At 36.9% G+C, this 18,398-nt stretch carries 15 protein-coding genes; all 15 read right to left on the minus strand.

All coding sequences use genetic code 11. The features are described 5' to 3' along the window. Nucleotides 1-16: 16 nt before the first annotated feature. The 15 genes from ilvA to AC6F34_RS03180 all read right to left on the minus strand — a co-directional run bounded on the left by ilvA (nt 17) and on the right by AC6F34_RS03180 (nt 18,360). A complete protein-coding gene (gene ilvA / locus AC6F34_RS03110; protein WP_500768861.1) occupies nt 17-1,285 on the minus strand; it encodes a threonine ammonia-lyase IlvA in 1,269 nt (422 codons plus the stop codon). A 163-nt stretch (nt 1,286-1,448) separates the two neighbouring features. Next, nucleotides 1,449-3,995 (minus strand): ABC transporter permease subunit, encoded by a 2,547-nt coding sequence (locus AC6F34_RS03115; protein ID WP_500768863.1) that lies wholly within the window; start codon nt 3,993-3,995, stop codon nt 1,449-1,451. Continuing rightward, a complete protein-coding gene (locus AC6F34_RS03120) occupies nt 3,976-4,878 on the minus strand; it encodes an ABC transporter ATP-binding protein (protein ID WP_500768865.1) in 903 nt (300 codons plus the stop codon). The genes AC6F34_RS03115 and AC6F34_RS03120 overlap by 20 nt, the downstream gene beginning before the upstream one ends. Before the next feature lie 578 nt (nt 4,879-5,456). Further along, nucleotides 5,457-5,936, minus strand: coding sequence for a dihydrofolate reductase (locus tag AC6F34_RS03125; protein ID WP_500768867.1), 480 nt, complete (start codon nt 5,934-5,936; stop codon nt 5,457-5,459). Further along, complete coding sequence (locus AC6F34_RS03130; RefSeq protein ID WP_500768869.1) at nt 5,933-6,727, minus strand: thymidylate synthase; 795 nt, start codon at nt 6,725-6,727, stop codon at nt 5,933-5,935. The genes AC6F34_RS03125 and AC6F34_RS03130 overlap by 4 nt, the downstream gene beginning before the upstream one ends. A 52-nt stretch (nt 6,728-6,779) precedes the next feature. Next, nucleotides 6,780-7,481, minus strand: coding sequence for an anthrax toxin lethal factor-related metalloendopeptidase (locus AC6F34_RS03135; protein WP_500768871.1), 702 nt, complete (start codon nt 7,479-7,481; stop codon nt 6,780-6,782). A gap of 85 nt (nt 7,482-7,566) precedes the next feature. Further along, on the minus strand, nt 7,567-8,430 hold the full coding sequence (locus AC6F34_RS03140; RefSeq protein WP_500768873.1) for a toxic anion resistance protein: 864 nt from the start codon (nt 8,428-8,430) through the stop codon (nt 7,567-7,569). A 14-nt stretch (nt 8,431-8,444) separates the two neighbouring features. Continuing rightward, the gene (locus AC6F34_RS03145; protein ID WP_500768875.1) at nt 8,445-10,058 is read right to left on the minus strand and encodes a YceG family protein; all 1,614 of its coding nucleotides are present in this window, start codon (nt 10,056-10,058) and stop codon (nt 8,445-8,447) included. Between the two features lie 431 nt (nt 10,059-10,489). Continuing rightward, complete coding sequence (locus AC6F34_RS03150; RefSeq protein WP_500768877.1) at nt 10,490-11,263, minus strand: TerC family protein; 774 nt, start codon at nt 11,261-11,263, stop codon at nt 10,490-10,492. A gap of 80 nt (nt 11,264-11,343) precedes the next feature. Beyond that, complete coding sequence (locus AC6F34_RS03155) at nt 11,344-11,937, minus strand: YpjP family protein (RefSeq protein ID WP_500768879.1); 594 nt, start codon at nt 11,935-11,937, stop codon at nt 11,344-11,346. Between the two features lie 22 nt (nt 11,938-11,959). Continuing rightward, on the minus strand, nt 11,960-13,126 hold the full coding sequence (locus AC6F34_RS03160) for an LL-diaminopimelate aminotransferase (protein ID WP_500768880.1): 1,167 nt from the start codon (nt 13,124-13,126) through the stop codon (nt 11,960-11,962). Nucleotides 13,127-13,532: 406 nt separating this feature from the next. After that, nucleotides 13,533-14,306, minus strand: a complete 774-nt coding sequence (locus AC6F34_RS03165) for a class I SAM-dependent methyltransferase (RefSeq protein WP_500768882.1) — start codon at nt 14,304-14,306, stop codon at nt 13,533-13,535. A 64-nt stretch (nt 14,307-14,370) separates the two neighbouring features. Then, nucleotides 14,371-14,805: a BrxA/BrxB family bacilliredoxin gene (locus AC6F34_RS03170; RefSeq protein ID WP_500768884.1), complete on the minus strand. Its 435-nt coding sequence runs from the start codon at nt 14,803-14,805 to the stop codon at nt 14,371-14,373. 86 nt (nt 14,806-14,891) lie between these two features. Beyond that, entirely contained in the window at nt 14,892-16,604 is a 1,713-nt protein-coding gene (gene ilvD / locus AC6F34_RS03175) for a dihydroxy-acid dehydratase (protein ID WP_500768886.1), read from the minus strand. A 634-nt stretch (nt 16,605-17,238) separates the two neighbouring features. Beyond that, on the minus strand, nt 17,239-18,360 hold the full coding sequence (locus tag AC6F34_RS03180) for a conserved virulence factor C family protein (RefSeq protein WP_500768888.1): 1,122 nt from the start codon (nt 18,358-18,360) through the stop codon (nt 17,239-17,241). Nucleotides 18,361-18,398: the final 38 nt, after the last annotated feature.

Here is an 18,398-nt window from a genome sequence, read left to right on the forward strand (position 1 = left end):
CTCTTATAAATCCATATTATACAAGTAAATGAAATAAATTGCTATCTTTATTGATTTCTTGGTAGCTAAAGCCCTTTTTGTTCATACGCTCAATTAATCCAGAATAATCATTCGGCTGCTTTAGCTCTATTCCGACTAAGGCTGGCCCGTTATCCTTGTTATTCTTTTTCGTATATTCAAATCTAGTAATATCATCGGTTGGACCTAACACCTCGTCTAAAAACTCTCGTAACGCACCTGCTCTTTGCGGAAAGTTCACAATAAAATAATAGAGTAGTCCTTCATAAAGGAGAGAACGTTCTTTCATTTCCTGCATCCGATCAATGTCATTATTGCCACCACTAATCACACATACGACATTTCTGCCCTTAATCTCTTCTTTAAATAAATCGAGAGCTGCGATTGGAAGTGCACCAGCTGGTTCTACTACAATAGCATGTTCATTGTACAATTCCAAGATAGTTGTACAAACTTTTCCTTCTGGTACAATAAGTACACCCTCCACAAGGTCTTGGCAAATCTCAAATGTCTTCTCTCCGACACATTTCACCGCAGCACCGTCTACAAATTTTTCTATATCATCAAGCTGCGTCACAAAGCCTTGTTCCAATGATACCTTCATTGAAGGAGCCCCACTCGGTTCTACACCAATCAATTTAGTTTGTGGAGATATCGATTTTATGTATGTTGCTAGTCCGGAGATCAGCCCTCCACCACCAATGCTCGCAAAAACAAAATCAGGTGATTCCTCAATATCATTTAATATCTCTATCGCTACAGTTCCCTGTCCAGCAATTACTTTTTCATCATCGAATGGGTGAATAAAGGTTCGATTTTCTTCCAATTCACATTTCCTTGCTTCATTGTAAGAGTCATCAAATGTATCTCCAATCAAAACAATTTCCACAAACCCTTTTCCAAAAAGCTCTACCTGACCGATCTTTTGTCTTGGTGTCGTTGTAGGCATATAAATCTTCCCGTTCACCTTTAAGTGACGGCAAGCGAAGGCCACTCCTTGAGCATGATTGCCAGCAGAAGCACAGACAACACCGTTCTCCGTCTCCTCTTTTGTTAATGTGGCAACTGAATAATATGCTCCCCTTAACTTAAAGGAACGTACATGCTGTAAATCCTCTCTTTTTAAGTAAAGATTACAGCCATACTTTTCTGACAAACGTTCATTCTTCTGTAAGGGCGTATGCGCAACCACATCTTTTATATGTTGATATGCAATCAAAATATCACCTAGCTGTACTCGTCTTTCTTTTACCACATTCTGTTCCAATCTAGATTCCCCACTTCCATCACCAATTATGATTTGTACATTATAACACGCTGAAACGGGAAAGCAAGACAGTTATTTAAATATTTTGATTATTTACGTAAAAATTAGAACCAATAACAAACAAGAAGAATCCTCTATACAGAGCATTCTTCTTGTTTGTTGACTATATCGACTCTTCAATTTTCGTATTTGTATTGATCTTTGAGTTTTTGTTACGATTTGAGCTTCGCATAACTAAATAACCAGCTATTATAACGAAAAGTGATAAGGTAGCCAATACGCTTATTCCTGTTATTGTTGTTAAACTCGGTTGATCCATTACGATTGAAAGTTCCCCATTCGTTACGCGTGTGAAGTCGAAATAAGTAAATGGAGAAAGATAGGCGAAACTACCGAAAAAGTGTGTTGAAATATAGTAGCCTCCTGCATTTATTAAAATCGATAATGCCAGAACAGTTAAACTACTTTTAAAAATTGTAGATAAGAATAGAGCAATAGACATGATAAAAATCAAGCAAAAGATAAATAATCCAAAATCTCTTAATAAAGATTCTCCTAGCGGTATAAAGTGATAGCCATGTTTAGCAGAGATCAAACCACTATAGCTTGATGACGATACAATGCTTTCATGATTATAATGTAAAATTGGATAGAACCAGTCTCCAAGTCGATTAAATATAGACCCAATTAAAATAAGCAATAGCATGATGCCAGCACTACCTAATACTGACAAACCAATAGCGACAACGGTCTTTCCTAAGTAAAATCGATGAGCGAACAATGGCTGTGTTAATACAAAACGAATCGTCGGCTTCTTTCCTTTTTCCAATGATAACCCACCACCGAATAAAAATAAGAAAAGAAGAATAGGAATATAATAAAAATAATTCTGAAAAAATAAATACAAAGTATATAAACCACTACTATCTAATCTCTGATTTTCCTCTATAAAGAGATTTTCATCATTAAAATCACCAAACTGATGATAAATGGTCGGCAGGAATTCTCCTCTTAAGATAGGCTGTATATTGTGATCTATTAGCCATTCTTTTTCCTTTATGCTAGCCTCAACTGTGAAATGTCCATACCGAGTAATCCGGTCATCTATAAATGCTTCACCTGTGTCAATTTCACCCATTACCATTTTATTTTCAAAAAGCTGATACTCATAAAAAGGAAGCCACTTTCCGTTACTAAAGCTATCAATCGCCTCACGGCTTAAAACTCCTCGATCTTTAAAATAGTCAATCGTTCTTTCAACTCCTGTAATCATTGAATCGTATACTTCTGTTTGCCCGGACTGTTCACCTATCTTTTTGTACTTCGCCTTAATTTCCTCAAAATCTTCCATAAACACTTCGACATTTGCTGCATTTTCTAGTTCAGCTAAATATTCATTTTCTATTTTATTCGTTTGTTGAAACAGGATAAAATATCCAATAAAAACACATAGTAATAAAACGATATTTACATGAAAAAATGTTTTTCTTCTAATAATCTTCCTCCATTCAAAGACAACAATGCTCCATAAAGTTTGTCCTAACACCGGTTGTTTTAAGTCTTTAAAAGGCTTTAGATTACTATTTCCACTTATTAATCTCTGGTTGTTTTGATAAAAATAACAGATTATAAGTAGGATTGAAGTCCATAAAAAGGTGAATAAAAAATAATGCCAGTCGTTTGTAGATGGTATTGTTTCAATTAGGGCTTCCAATCGGAAAAGCTGAAATGGATTTCCACTGACTTGCAAGTAACGATTCAATTCGGTGAAGCTAAAGCCAAAGACAGCAATAAAAATGGTCAGCATAATAGTCATGAATGGAGTCATAGTAAAACAGCTTATTAGAAGTACTAATGCAAACATAAAGAGCGCTGCACAAACAAAAAATAATATCCATCTACCTATGTACGAGCTTGTTGAGATAATTGCGAACGTGTCACCTTCTAATAGCAATTGCGGATATTGTAGATTTAGGGAATGCTGCCCAAATAAGCTAGGTATTGTTATGCTAATAATAATCATTACCAAGATAAAAATGAATGTAGAGAAAAGCATACTTGCATATTTTGCAAATAACTGCTCAATTCGGCTAATAGGCTGAGTTCTTATGGTCAACCATGTATTTTGCGCTTTTTCGATCGACACGCTACCACCAAAAAGTAGCACTAAGAGGAACAATCCCCCTATACTGAAAGCAAATTGGCTCGTTTCTTTAATGATTAAATGGGGGGATGCTGGGTAGACTTCGTCTTCATATACGATCTCATTCTCTAAAGACCATTCCGTTATCTCTTTTGCAATGGTTAACTCTTGCCCAGTTAATGGAGGAAACTCCGTACCATTTTCTTCATACTTCTCAATTTGCTCAATAAATGTGAATCTTAGTGGGTAGACCTTGTCCCATTCTTCATTCTCAATTATTCTATTCCATTGGAGAAGCGTCAGGTTCATTTCTTGAAGGAAGTCAAGCTGTTTCTCTTCACTCTCTGACAGTTCTCGCTCTCTAGTTGACTCGGTTAATTCTCTCTGTACAGTATTGATTTCATGTTGATATGGTCCTAATTCTATTAACGCTCGTTCTTTCATTCCATTCTGTTCAGAAGCATTCCATTGATAAATGGCTCCAACACATATAATGGCTATAACAAGCAACCAGAGGAATTTTTGTTGTCTCCAAATTTTCTTCAGTTCAAATAACAGCATCTTCATACGTATCACCATGTGGACCAAAAATGATTTGATATCGATCTTCTGAGCCATATACTTTTCTCTCAATTTCCAATACTTCCATCTGATTTTCCACCAATAATTGCAGAATCTGATTAAGAGAATGTTCTACCAAATACAGCGCTAACTTATTTCCATCAAGGATTTGCACATTAATCTTTTGCTCATTTAATATGCCATAGGCAATTGAAGGTTCAACTACAATAATTTGGTAACATGTTTTTTCAAACTGAGCAATATTTTCCTTGATTAAGGTTCCTTTTTTTAAGAAAAGGATTTCGGAAGTAATGCGATCAATTTCTGATAGGTTGTGGGAAGACAGTAAGATACTCGTTCCTTCATCTACTAGTTCTAATAATAGGTTTCTTACTTTTATAGCACTTGTGGGATCGAGTCCATTAAGGGGTTCATCCAATATTAAGAGCTGTGGTTTATTTACTATTGCCATCGCTAAGAGGAGATGTTGTTTCATTCCTAAAGAATAATTGGCCACTTTTTTGTTTAAGTAGCTTGATATTCCAATTCGGTTTGCAGTAGCAAAAAGCTGTTTTTTATTAATTGATTGGACTGAACAAATAAACTGTAAATGATCATAGCCTGTTAAATATTCATATAAAACCGTATTGTCTTGCATAAATGATACTTCTTTAAATATGGAAACATCATCATTTTTCTTATTTAATATTTCGATCGTCCCAAGATCAGCTTGTTGCAAATTTGTAATAATACTTAGAAGCGTCGATTTCCCTGAACCATTAGGACCCACTAATGCAACGATCGAAGGAGATTCAATTGTAAATGATACATCTTTAAGAACCTTTTCTTTTCCAAATGATTTATTCAGCTGTTCAACTTTAAGTATCATTATAAATCCTCCTACTCTATTATTTTTAAAAACATATGAAAAGTTAGTAATACTAAATTGTCTCTAGAATCAATTCAATTAGTTATGCAAAGGCTATTGACACACGTAGCTATCAAGAGCCCTAAATCTTAACTTTTATCTAATTTGAAAAGATCGTGGTGCCAATTATAATTCTTCGAAAACACTTAATATTTTTGTATAATGAACTCTTGATGTAAGTGGAGGTATTTGATGAGCAAAGTTAACTTGAACTCATACTGTCTCAGTTTTGTAAGTTCAATTGAAGTTTTTTCCGGGGAATATAAACAATAGATGCATTTCATTTTCTCTTGAAGCTCTTGAAGTTGTATAAACACCTGACAAAATCTAAGTATCATTATTTTTTCATAGGAATGTTCCGCTTCCAATTTAAATGGACTTAATATAGAAACCCTCCTTTTTTCCTTTATTTGGTTTTTATTATATAACAAACATTATGGTCCATCTACATTTTTAAAATAAAAACTCTTTTGATAAGTTGAAACCTGAATTATTTATCATTTAAAAAACCGCCTCCAAAGAAGGCGATTTTCTACTGCTTAATTTCGTTCGAAGAGAACAAATTCGTGCGGATATTGATTTTTATCATCTGTTTGACCAATCGTTTTCGAGATAAGCTTCCAATCGTTAAAGTCAATAGCAGGAAACTCTGTATCTCCCTCAAACGATTTCTTTATAAATGTAACGTATAGTCGATCTGCTACTGGAATAAACTCTTTATAGATTTGTGCACCACCAATGATAAAGATGTCCTCTGTTTTTGCTAAATTCACTACTTCCTCTACTGACTTTACAACATTCGCATCTTCGGCAAAAAAATCATCATTGCGAGTCATCACGTAGTTGTCACGATTCGGTAACGCTTTGCCAAGCGATTCCCATGTTTTTCTTCCCATTACAACTGCATGCCCCTGTGTTGTATTTTTAAAATACTTTAGATCAGCAGGTAGGTGCCACGGCATTTTATTCTCTTTTCCGATCACACCGTTCTCGTCCATTGCCCATATTAAAGAAATCATACACTTACAACCCCTTTAATATGTGGATGAGATTCATATCCTTCTAATGAAAAATCTTCAATTTTATAGGAGAAGATGTCCTTTACGTCTTTGTTAATTTTCATAACAGGTAATTTCTTTGGCTCTCTTGTTAATTGCAGTTCAACTTGTTCGATATGATTGTTATAAATGTGTACATCGCCAAATGTATGAACAAACTCACCCGGCTCGAGGTCACATACGTTTGCAATCATCATCGTTAACAATGCGTATGAGGAAATGTTAAATGGAACCCCTAAAAACACATCAGCAGAACGTTGATACAATTGACATGAGAGCTTTCCATCCTGTACATAGAATTGGAATAAGCAATGACATGGTGCCAGCGCCATCTTCGATAAATCACCTACGTTCCATGCATTAACTAACAGTCTTCTTGAATCTGGATTTGTTTTAATATCATGAATCAATTGAGAGATTTGATCAACAACTTCTCCATCTGCATTTTGCCACGATCTCCATTGATGGCCATAGACTGGTCCTAGATCGCCATTTTCATCCGCCCACTCATTCCAAATTCGCACACCATGATCTTGTAAGTACTTCACGTTTGTGTCGCCATTTAAAAACCATAGAAGCTCGTGAATAATCGACTTTAAATGTAACTTTTTTGTTGTGACAACTGGAAACCCATCTTGTAGATTAAAGCGCATTTGATGTCCAAAAGTACTGATCGTTCCCGTACCTGTACGATCTGTTTTTGGTGAGCCATTTTTCAATACATGTTCGCATAATTGTAAATATTGTTTCAACGTTATCAACTCTCTCTTTCACTTCATATCTCTATCATTCTAACTTATTTAATTAGTCTAATCTAGCGATATAACGAAATGTCTCCGGTGCATTAAGCATTAGTTGCACCTTGGTAACACTACTAGCGTAGAACATCGCAAAGGCTTCTGCAAAATATTCCTCGGGGTATAACAGAAAATAGGCACGATTAGGGAAAAGCTTCTCCTTCTCACGATTCCAAATCGACAGGAATTGTGCATCAAAACGAATTCTCTCGAAAACATGCTGATCCAGTGAGTGCGCAAACTCATGCAGCTCTAAATTAACAGAACTATGTCCATGTCCTGAATCACTTGCACCAATCTTGATCAATACAACTTGACCACCACCGATACCCGGAACATCATCCCATGTTTTCCCCGACTCATATCCTCTCGGAACTACCCCTTGTAAGTGAACAGTTGTCGGGTGATCGGTCAACTTCCCATTAAATAAGCTTATTTTAATATTGGATTCATTTGCTCTTTTTAAAATTGATTGAGGAACTCGATCAAGTGTAGAAACAATCTGTAACACTTCCATTTCATCGAAAGTTTCTTGAGGCAACACGATTAGATTACCTAAATGATCAATTGATTGGAAAGATTGATGTTTTAATAGAGAAGAAGACGCTAAATAATTTTTTAATAAAACTCCATCGTTTCTATAATGTGCATTTCCCATTAATGTTATCGATAGTAGGAAGATTAAGATTATCATTGCTGCTTGTTTCACGCTTATCCCCCCACCTAATATGATACTAGCATTATATCATATTAGGTAGGACGGTCTCCCTTGCCAAAATAAGCTAATTTCCCACCTATGTTATTTTCTTCAATCGCTTGTATTTATTATGTAAAGCCTGCAACTGATCTTTGCTCTCTACTCTTATTTGACAATAACGTTTCTCTAGCCCCTTTGTCACTTCCATTTTACTCATCAAATGCTGGATAGATTCGCGGTGGCTTCTGTTTGTCTTCAATTCGTTTAAAGCAGCTTTCGTTAAACTCCACTTTTTCAAGCGAATTGATCGTTGTAACTGTAACTGAAACAAGGGTATGGATGTTATGAATGCAGTTTGTAAGTGAGAAAGAAGCTCTTCATTTTGCTGGTGTATCACTCGAATATTCGCTTCTAACTGCATGGCCATAAGCCTAATGATTTCTAATTGTGATGTTCGTTCCTCAAAGTCAGTGGTTCTACTGTCTTGTTCATCCAGTCTATTTAGACAGGCTAGATGTGCTTGCAGATCAAAAAAAGCTTCGGATAGTTCCCTGTATAATTGTTTTAAAACATGTGTAATATTCGATAGCTGTTTTTCAATTTTTCTCAAGTTTATTAACGGTTCATTTAACCGTAAGCCGATCTCATAATACTGATCGTACACATCCGTTTTTCTACGAAACCACCTAAAGTGTCTCTTTTTCTCTTCTGCGAATAGATCATGTTCATTCACAGCTTTAAGCACTGCCGTTAATTGTGATAAGCAGATAGAGATGTCAGCATGATCAAAAGAGTAAAGGTGATGAATAAATGAATCATAGACTCTTAAGATAGACTGTATGGTTGGTTCGCCAAATTGATAAAGCTGTTTATCCTGCCTTAATCTGATTGCTTCCTCTTGCAACCCTTCACCTATTACAGCTTTTGAAGACGGCAGCATAAAAACTTCCGCTTGCTTCATACAATTTCACCTACTTATTTTGAATTCAAAAGCTTCATCATCCATTTTTTATACGGCAAAAGCGGTTTAAATTCATATTCAAAAACCATATCCTCAAGCCAGTGCACATCATATGCTTCACTTTCAACATAATTCTCAATATCGCTATGTCCTGCTGGATTTAGCAATAGCAAATCAAATCCCAATTGATTTAAGATCAATAAGAGCGCAGCATCCGTTCTTCCGAATAACCCATTAAGCTCATTATTGTAAATAATTAGTTTCGGAACATGACCAGAGTAATCAAACTTTTGAAGCAATAACTGGATATTCTCCGGAATTTGCAGCCCGACCATAAATAAAAATCGCTTTACATGCTGGATTGATTCATTAGGCAATCTTTTCAATTGTGGTTTAGAGCAAACTTCCTTTATCGCAGTTGCAATGGCCTTCTGCAAGCCAGACGGCAAATGATTGTACTTCCAACAGCTCGAATGCAAAAATTGATCAACATCAATACTTCCAGCCTCTGTAAGTACATTTTGATAATGCAGTTGAAGGTCGGTATTCAAATGTGGGATGAGTGGAAACTTTTTTAATGCAATTGAATGATCGTTTGCCATCAACTGATGAAGCTTGTTCCAATACTCACGACGCAGAGGACATACTCCTTGAACTTTTGCAAACATTGTCGGAAGCTTTACAATTCCATTTTTCACATAAAAATGTGGGCGGACAACTGCTTTTTCCAACATGATGATAAAAAGCTCTTCATAGGTCGTTTGCAGCGTCAAGGGCTCAAGCCTGTATTCGCGTAATTGTCCAGGCTTGTACAGACCACTTCCCTCATGATTGATCATCTCTTCGACTTCTTTTGAAGCTTGGTAAGCAATCGTCGCCTTTCTCCGTTTCGTTTCATCCTGAAATGGTGGAGCCTCTTTCTTATTTCGATATTTAACTTCATACGAATATGGACTGTTGGTAGCTAGGGATTCTCCATTCGGTAAGAACAATACAATATCACAACCGATATGTAGGAGAAAAGATAAAAAGGTGCTCGTTTCTAATGTTAGGTTCCCATACCATAAAATCTTCGGCATCTTCACTAATGGATCTACAGAATTTAGGTGTGGTTGAACAAACTCATGTATCCATGAGGCAAATTTCACTGCATACTTATAAAATTCGGATAGACTTAATTGATGCTCATGTCTAAACGCTTGTAAAGTATCTGTTAAGTGCTTAGAAATATGTGTGGTTAGAGCACTATTATTCGCATCTAATAATAGCCGTTCAGCTTTTAAAAATTGGAGCAACTGCTCAATCGATTCAAGCTTTTCATATGATTCCTGAAGTAAATGGCCAACAGTCAGAGCGAATTCTTCATTTTCAAGCCTCGTCATCGCTGTTTCATTTATAACAATAAATTCAAGATGGTGTTGATTTAGTAAGGAATAAAAAGCTTGCTCATATTCTTCCTCATCATCTGGAATTCCTAAAAATTGAATCACAAATTGACTGATTACTAAATGTTGGTTCTCAACTTTAAATAGAGGGCGCTCATAGTTTTTTTGTTCAATCATCGTTAACCATTTTTCTTCAGATGATTTCATTACGACTGGTTGAACAGAATTATAGTAGGTTTGCATGAGCATATCTCCTCCTTTAACAAATCTTGTGCTTTCGAATACTATTTATACGGATGAATGCAATAGATGTTTCATACAATACGATAAGCAAGTATTGAAGGGTGTGTGAAAATGAGATTCCTCTTTAAGAGACAACGAGATCGCGAACAGGAAAATGTCGATTTTGTGATTAAAACTATAAGTTCAAGCAAGTTTCTATTTAGTGATCTTGTCATCATAACATTATTCACTGGATTTGTTCTCTTCATGACAATGGACTCACCTATTGTTATCATTTGTCTCATCATTTTCTTCCTGTTTTCCGTAATATTGCTTCTATTTTTCATCTTGCAAAAACTCTTTCCATCTTAATCTTCTTATTCACTTTTTAAACATTAGACAAACCTATCGAAAAAAGGCTGAAGAAATCTCCAACCTTTACTCTCATTTTTTTATATTGCCTTACTGATTGCCTTTTTCTTGTTTATAAAATGAATGATGAATGTGATCGCAAAGATCGAAACAAGTGCAAGGAAGAAATGACTATGTTTGATATGCACGTTCGCTGCACTTAATAGCATTTTTCCTGATATAAGCAAGATGACAATGTATGCAGCCGATTCGATTTCTGGAACCTTATCAATGAGCTTTAGGAAGATTCCTGCAACACCTCGCATCATTAAGATCCCTAACATTCCTCCTAATAATAGCACCCAGATTTCTTGGCTCACACCTAAAGCCGCCAAAATACTATCAACAGAAAAGGCGATATCCATTAACTCAACCGCAACAACGGTTCCCCAAAATGTACCGAATATCCGAATCAACAAACCTTCTTTTTTTAAGCCTTCTAAACGTTCTTCATCCTCTGCTTCTTGTGCTTTCTTTTTATCGATAAAATACTTAACTGCTAAATATCCTAGGTATGCAGCACCTAATACTTTTATCCACCAAAATTCAATAAGGTAAATGCCAATCCCAATAGCTAGGAAGCGGAAGAAATAAGCACCTAATAATCCGTAAAATAATGCTTTTCTTCTTTGTTTAATTGGTAGATGCTTAACCATAACTGCGAGTACCAATGCGTTATCTGCCGAGAGAATCCCTTCTAGGATAACAAGTGTTCCAATCAGTGCCCAGTTTTCAGGCTTTGATAACGCCTCTACCCACATGTCCCAGTTAAATACTTGTGCATACGTATGCAGCATTGATTCGATAATTTCCATGATGAATATTCCTTCTTTCTAAATCCTTCTAAACAGTTTAAAGACTCGGTATACCCGAGCCTTTTTTAAGTAATACTTATTTAATTGCTTTTCCAATTCGGTGGCGTGTTTTTATCCCAATAGATCGATCCTAATTCGTGGTGGGATACATACTCGTCATGATAGGTATGGTAATGAAAGTTAAACCAGTAGCCTTGTTGTGGCGGGTGGTCTTTTCGAACATGAAACCTGATGACATCTTGATTCGATCTTTCATCATAAATATGAAAAATCTTTTCTGAATTTCCACCAGCTGGTTCTTCACTAACAGTTAAATAGGCAAGCTCTTCTCCTGGATACTCTGACGCTAATTCTTCAATTGCCATCTCAATTTTCGGGAGAATGACTTCGGTAAATTCATCTTCAATAACTGGGGCAATCTTTCCACCAAATTTAACAAAGGATTGATCCTTCGCCTGTATGAGCAATTGATGAAGTGAATCTTCCTCGCTGGTTGTTTCCTTAAAGTCTATGTAGCGTTGTTCCTTTGTTGGTGAAGATTCAAACATATTTTTCTTCGTTGCTTTATCATTTGTTGAAAGATCATAGAATGCTTCCGCTTGAGCAGGAGTGACAAGTCCAAACGTCAACAACGAGATTAATACAACAAATGATTTACGAATCCACAAAGACATACCATCCACTCCTCCACATCATTTATTTTATAAGACCACTCGACTTAATTTGAGAGATTGCTTGTTTCAACACTGCTTCTGGCTGTACAAGGGCAATTCTTACAAATCCCTCTCCATGGGTTCCAAATGCATTACCTGGCGTGACGACAACATTCGCTTTTTCGATTAAGTCAATTGCAAATTGTTTTGAGGAAAGACCGTCTGGTAGCTCTGCCCAAAGAAACATCGAGCCTTTTGAAGGTTGAATATCCCAACCTATTTCCTTTAAACCATTTACAAAAAAGTCTCTACGCCTTTTAAAAATTGCTCGGTTTTCTGCTAAAAATGGTGTATCGCTTGTTAAAGCAGCAGCCGCTGCCTTTTGAACAGGTAAAAAAACACCGTAATCTAAATTCGATTTTAAATCAGAAAGCATTTTAATGATCTGAGGGTTTCCTGCAGCATAAGCAATTCTGCAACCAGCTAAATAATAACTTTTTGATAATGAGTTCATCTCGATTCCAACTTCTAAAGCACCTTCAACGGATAGAAAGCTCATTGGCATTTCTTCAAAATACAATTCTGAATAAGCAAAATCATGGAGAATGACAAGATTGTATTTTTTTGCAAAGGAAATGGCTTCTTTATAAAACGCTTCAGTCGCAAGCGCTGGAACAGGATTCCCTGGATAATTCAAGATTAATAGCTTCGCTTTTTGACAAATCTCTTCTGGAATAGACGATAAATCTGGTAAAAAGCCGTTCTCCTTTAATAAGGGCATTCCATATTTCTGCGCTCCGGCTAGGTAAACACCTGCCTCATATGCTGTATACCCTGGGTCTGGGACGAGAACATAATCCCCTTCATTACAGAGGACAAGCGGTAAATGAACAAGTCCATCTTGTGAACCCATCAGTAGACAAACATCCGTATTGCTATTTAATTGCACATTATAGTTATTGTGATAATGTTTAGCTACCGCTTCGTGAAATTCTGGTATCCCTTTTAATGTGTAATGATAATGATTTGGGTCTTTTGACAACTCAGAAATCATATCCATTATAAAGGAAGGCGGTGGTAGATCAGGGCTGCCAATACTTAGGTCAATCACATGAGCACCCGATTTAATCTTCTCATTTTTTAAAGAAGTTAACTCCGAAAAAATACTTTCTTGAAAGTAGTTCATTCTATTAGATGTTGTATAATTCATTTTCGATTCCTCTTTTTCATTTCTTACTTTATTCTATCATATTTTGATTCTATTAAAAAAGTGGAAAACTTCTTATTATATGAATGTTCTTATATGGGTTAGATTAATCAGTTTAGGGAATAGTACCTGTATACAAACAAAGGAGGGTTTTTACAATGGAATGGAGTTATATTATAGTTGCTGGTTTTTTAATTATGCTAGCATATTTTGTATATCTTGGTGTTGCTGATTAACATGAAGAAACCCCAAAATGTCTTGAAAACACTTATCAGATTAGGCGAAAAGTGAGTGTAGAAACTAATAAAATGCTTGGTTCATGATGGATAACCATGCCTAATAACAACGTATGCGAGAACTTCTCAACAGTCTTTCTATAGACAAAGTCGAAAATCGACTTTGTCTCTCATCATTTTTGAATGACTCCAAAATGGAATTTAGCTGAAGGCCGTTTTTGCACGTTAAAATCATGTAAATGAAAACGACTGCTTCGGAAATGATCTTTTAAAATAACCGTTTTTTTAGCAACCCTGTACGCTTCTGCAATTACCTCTTTTGTTAGTGGCTCATAGCATGCAATATTTTTTAAGGAATGAATTCCATCGGATTCCTCAATATTTTCTTCAAACATAGGGTCAAAATAAATATGATCCACAGATTCATCCTCTAACTTCTGTAACTCCGTCATTGCCACACCATGTACAACTTGAATTCTTGCCATCGCCTCATCAACGGATACAGTATGACTCTCCCAGCTTTTCAATCCCTCTTTTACCAAAAATGCAACGAATTTATTTGCTTCAATTCCTATTACAGATCCTTCGTTGCCACAAACAAAGCTAGCGACGATACTATCTGAACCAAGACCTAATGTGCAGTCTAAGAAAGAATCGCCTCTTTTTAAGTTAGCTGCCTGAACGAGAGGATCATGCTGATTATTGATTAACCGCTTGATTCGGAACATCGCAGAGTTTGGATGAAAGAAAAAAGGTTCATTCTCTTCTTGAAAACAAAGTTCTAATCGCTGTTTCCCAAGAACGATACAGTGATCTTGATATTGATTATGTAACGCTCGTAAAGATTGTTTCTTTCGACTTACATATGGGATATCTAAGTTGATTGCATATTCTTTCGCACGATTAATTTGTGAATCATCAGTTCTTCCTGCTGTTGTAATAAACATTGCCTCTCACCTTTTGCAAAAAAATAAAGAGGAGGCCACTATGACATCCTCTTTTCTTCATCACTTATAGTTTTGTATCAAATGCTGTAAGCAAGTTTTCCATGATCGCTTCCATAGAATTGTCTTCGATCTCATGACGGTGAATGAAGTGAACAACTTCCTTCCCCTTTAACAGAGCCATAGATGGAGATGAAGGTGCAATTCCATCAAAATATTCACGCATCTTTGCTGTTGCTTCCTTATCTTGCCCAGCAAAAACTGTCACAAATTGATCAGGTTTCTTTTCCGCATGTTGGACTGCTCCAGTTGCGGCTGGACGTGCTAACCCAGCAGCACAACCACATACAGAGTTTACAACAACTAGAGTTGTGCCTTCTGTGTTTTCCATAAATTCTTCTACACTATCACTTGTCGTTAATTCATTAAAGCCAGCTTGTACAAGCTCTTGTCTCATTGGCTTTACCATTTGCTTCATATATTCTTCATATGCCATCGACATTGACTTAAATACCTCCCTAACGTTTATCGCACTGTTAGCATACTACAATTAAGGGCGAGATTGCAATGAAGCAAATTTGTCATTTTTCACACATTTACTGTCACATTTCTTTCTTCTTCTTCAAAGTAGTCTGTCACAGCTCCTCGTGAAGAGCAAGAGACGACACGCGCATATTTTGCTAATGTTCCGCGCTTCACTAATGGTGGCGCTGTCCACTTATCTCGTCTTTCGTTCAGCTCTTCTTCAGATAGATGGACATGTAGTTGCTTCGTCATACTATTAATAGAAATGAGATCGCCATTTTCAATCAATGCAATCGGTCCACCAGACTGTGCTTCCGGCGCAATATGTCCAATGACGAAACCGTGTGATCCTCCAGAAAAGCGGCCGTCCGTTAAAAGTGCGACACTTTCGCCTAGTCCTTTACCGACAAGAATTCCTGACACTGAAAGCATTTCAGGCATACCAGGTCCACCCTTTGGCCCTTCATAACGAATGACAAGAACATCTCCAGCTTGAATCTCTCCATTAAGTACAGCTTCAGTTGCTGCTTCTTCCGTATTAAATACCTTTGCAGGGCCAGTCATTTCTGACACCTTTAATCCAGAAACCTTTGCTACAGCACCATTTGGAGCTAAGTTTCCTTTTAATACAACAAGTGGGCCATTTGGTTTTAACGGGTTATGGACAGAGTGAATTACTTTTTGCCCTTCGACTAAATCATTTGCATCTGCTAAATTCTCTGCTAAAGTTTTTCCTGTAACGGTTAAACAGTCTCCGTGCAAATATCCTTCAGCAAGCAACATTTTCATGACAGCTTGTACTCCGCCTGCTTGATGCAAATCCTGCATAACATATTGTCCACTTGGCTTTAGATCTGCAATATGCGGTACTTTTTCTTGTAGACGATTAAAATCTTCAAGTGTTAAATCCACTTCTGCTGCATGAGCGATGGCCATTAAATGGAGAATGGCATTTGTTGAGCCTCCGAGTGCATACACTACCGTTATTGCATTTTCGAATGCCTTCTTCGTTAAAATGTCTCGTGGACGAAGATCTGTTTCTAATAGTTTGTAAACCGCTTGCCCTGCTTTGTAACAATCATCATGCTTTTCTGGTGTTTCAGCAGGATTAGATGAACTGCCTGGTAAGCTCATGCCAAGCGCTTCAATTGCACTTGCCATTGTGTTTGCCGTATACATCCCGCCACATGAACCTGAACCTGGACAGGCATGACATTCGATTTTAGTTAGTTCTCCCTTATCAATTTTTCCTGCATTGAATTGACCAACACCTTCAAATACAGAAACGAGGTCAATATCCTTTCCATGCAAATTCCCTGGCTTAATTGTGCCACCATAAACAAAAACGCTAGGCAAGTTCATTCTAGCAATCGCCATCATACAACCTGGCATATTTTTATCGCAGCCCCCAATTGCAACAAAGCCATCTAGGCTCTCACCGCCGACAACTGTTTCAATCGAGTCTGCAATCAAATCTCTACTCGGCAATGAATAACGCATGCCATCCGTCCCCATAGAAATACCATCAGAAACTGTAATTGTGTTAAAAATTAACGGTGCACCACCAGCATCCCTGGCCCCTACTTTTGCCCTCACCGCTAACTGATCAATATGTATATTACAAGGGGTCACCTCACTCCAAGTGCTCGCAACACCGATCATCGGCTTTTTAAAATCTTCATCAGTGAAACCAACCGCCCTTAACATGGCACGATTTGGTGCTTTCTTATCATCATCACTAAAAACATGGCTGCGAATTCTAAGGTCTCTTGACATCTATATTGCCTCCCGTAAAATATTTTCTTTCAAATATAGACCTTTTCAATTTGAATTGCAATAATTTTCATAAAATTTTAATAATATTTTGCGTTAAAACGTTTACTTGATGAAGTGTAGTCATTTAAATGTAAGTCTATCTGGGTTATTTTATATTATATTGAAGGAATTGGTGTTTATCTAAAGGGATCGGGATTTAACTTACAGAAATTCAGGTTTATCTAGCAAGTTCAGTTTTATCTAGCAAAAATCAGGGTTTATCTAGCACAAATTAGGGCTTATCTAGCAGAATTTCAGGTTTATCTAGCAGAATTTCGATTTTATCTAGCAAAAATCAGGATTTATCTAGCAAGTTCAGTTTTATCTAGCAAAAATCAGGGTTTATCTAGCACAAATTAGGGCTTATCTAGCAGAATTTCAGGTTTATCTAGCAGAATTTCGATTTTATCTAGCAAAAATCAGGATTTATCTAGCAAGTTCAGTTTTATCTAGCAAAAATCAGGGTTTATCTAGCACAAATTAGGGCTTATCTAGCAGAATTTCAGGTTTATCTAGCAAATCCGCTCAGATACTTAAATGAGGCTGATCCAAAAGATTGTCGATTAACGATCTTTTGAGTCAGCCTCATTCACAATTATCCTTTTCTCGCTTCGGTCATTTGTTTCCAAACGGAGCCTTTTGCTTCTTCACCTTGTTCAATACGTTCAATTGCTAGTTTTATTTGGAGATCGACTTCGAATTCTGGGTCGTTTTCTGCTTCTTTTAATCCTGGCAATGCTGATTCGTCTCCAACTTCATAGAGGTACATTGCTGCACGCCAACGTACGAGTTTGCTTGAATCTTTTAGTGATTGAACGACTTCAGGGATTGCTTCTTCAAAGCCAAGGTCTGATAAACAGTCTCCTGCTGTTCTTCTGACAGTTACTGTTTTATCAGTTAATGCTTTGTACAATAGTGGTAGTACTTGCTTGTCCTCAATCATTCCTAAATATACAGTTGCTAACCTTCTAATCGATGCCTTTTCATCAGCTAAAGCTTTTTCTAGTACAGGTAAATCTGCTGTTTCTGGGTCATCCATTTGTTCTAATCTTTGATAGCGTACTTTCCAATCTGGATCGTCTAGATCAGTAAGAGTTAGCTTCAGCTTTTCACGTTGAGTTACACTTGCCACATTCGGATTATTCGCCATCTCGACTAATTGTTCGATTCGAGATGGAGGGTATGCTGCTTGAAGCTCTTCTGATACATCTGCACCAATTTGTTCCATGTCTCCGTAACGGACACCAAAGTCTTTCCACTTACGAACAGTGACGATATTATCATCTGGTTGTTGTGCTTTTGCAATCGCCTCAACATACGAATCTGGTAGACCGAAGCGCTTTTCTTCCGTATTTGTTTGTAATTTTATTTGCATTGGAATGCCTTTATACATTTGGACAAGCACATTCACCTCTCCGAAATGTTCATCGATTTTTTGCTCATTGACATCCTCTGCTTCACCTTCACCAAAGGCCGCTCGTACTTGGTGCAATAAATCCTTCCAATCATACCGGGCATTTCTTTCGACAGCTAAAAAGTCAGCAACATGATAGACCCCCTTAATTCCTTCTATTGAGAGAATTTCAAGGATTACTTCCGGTGCTCCTTCCGCTTGATCCTTCTTGTAATTATGACTTTTGCCCATCGATAACTCTTCAGTTAAGATGACCTTCATCGTATTTGGACTAGGAGTTGGTTCTATTGCTTTAATCTTCATCTTCCGATCACCTCTATTATTCTTATTCCCATCATTTT

The sequence above is a fragment of the Niallia sp. CD-39 genome (assembly GCF_059874745.1).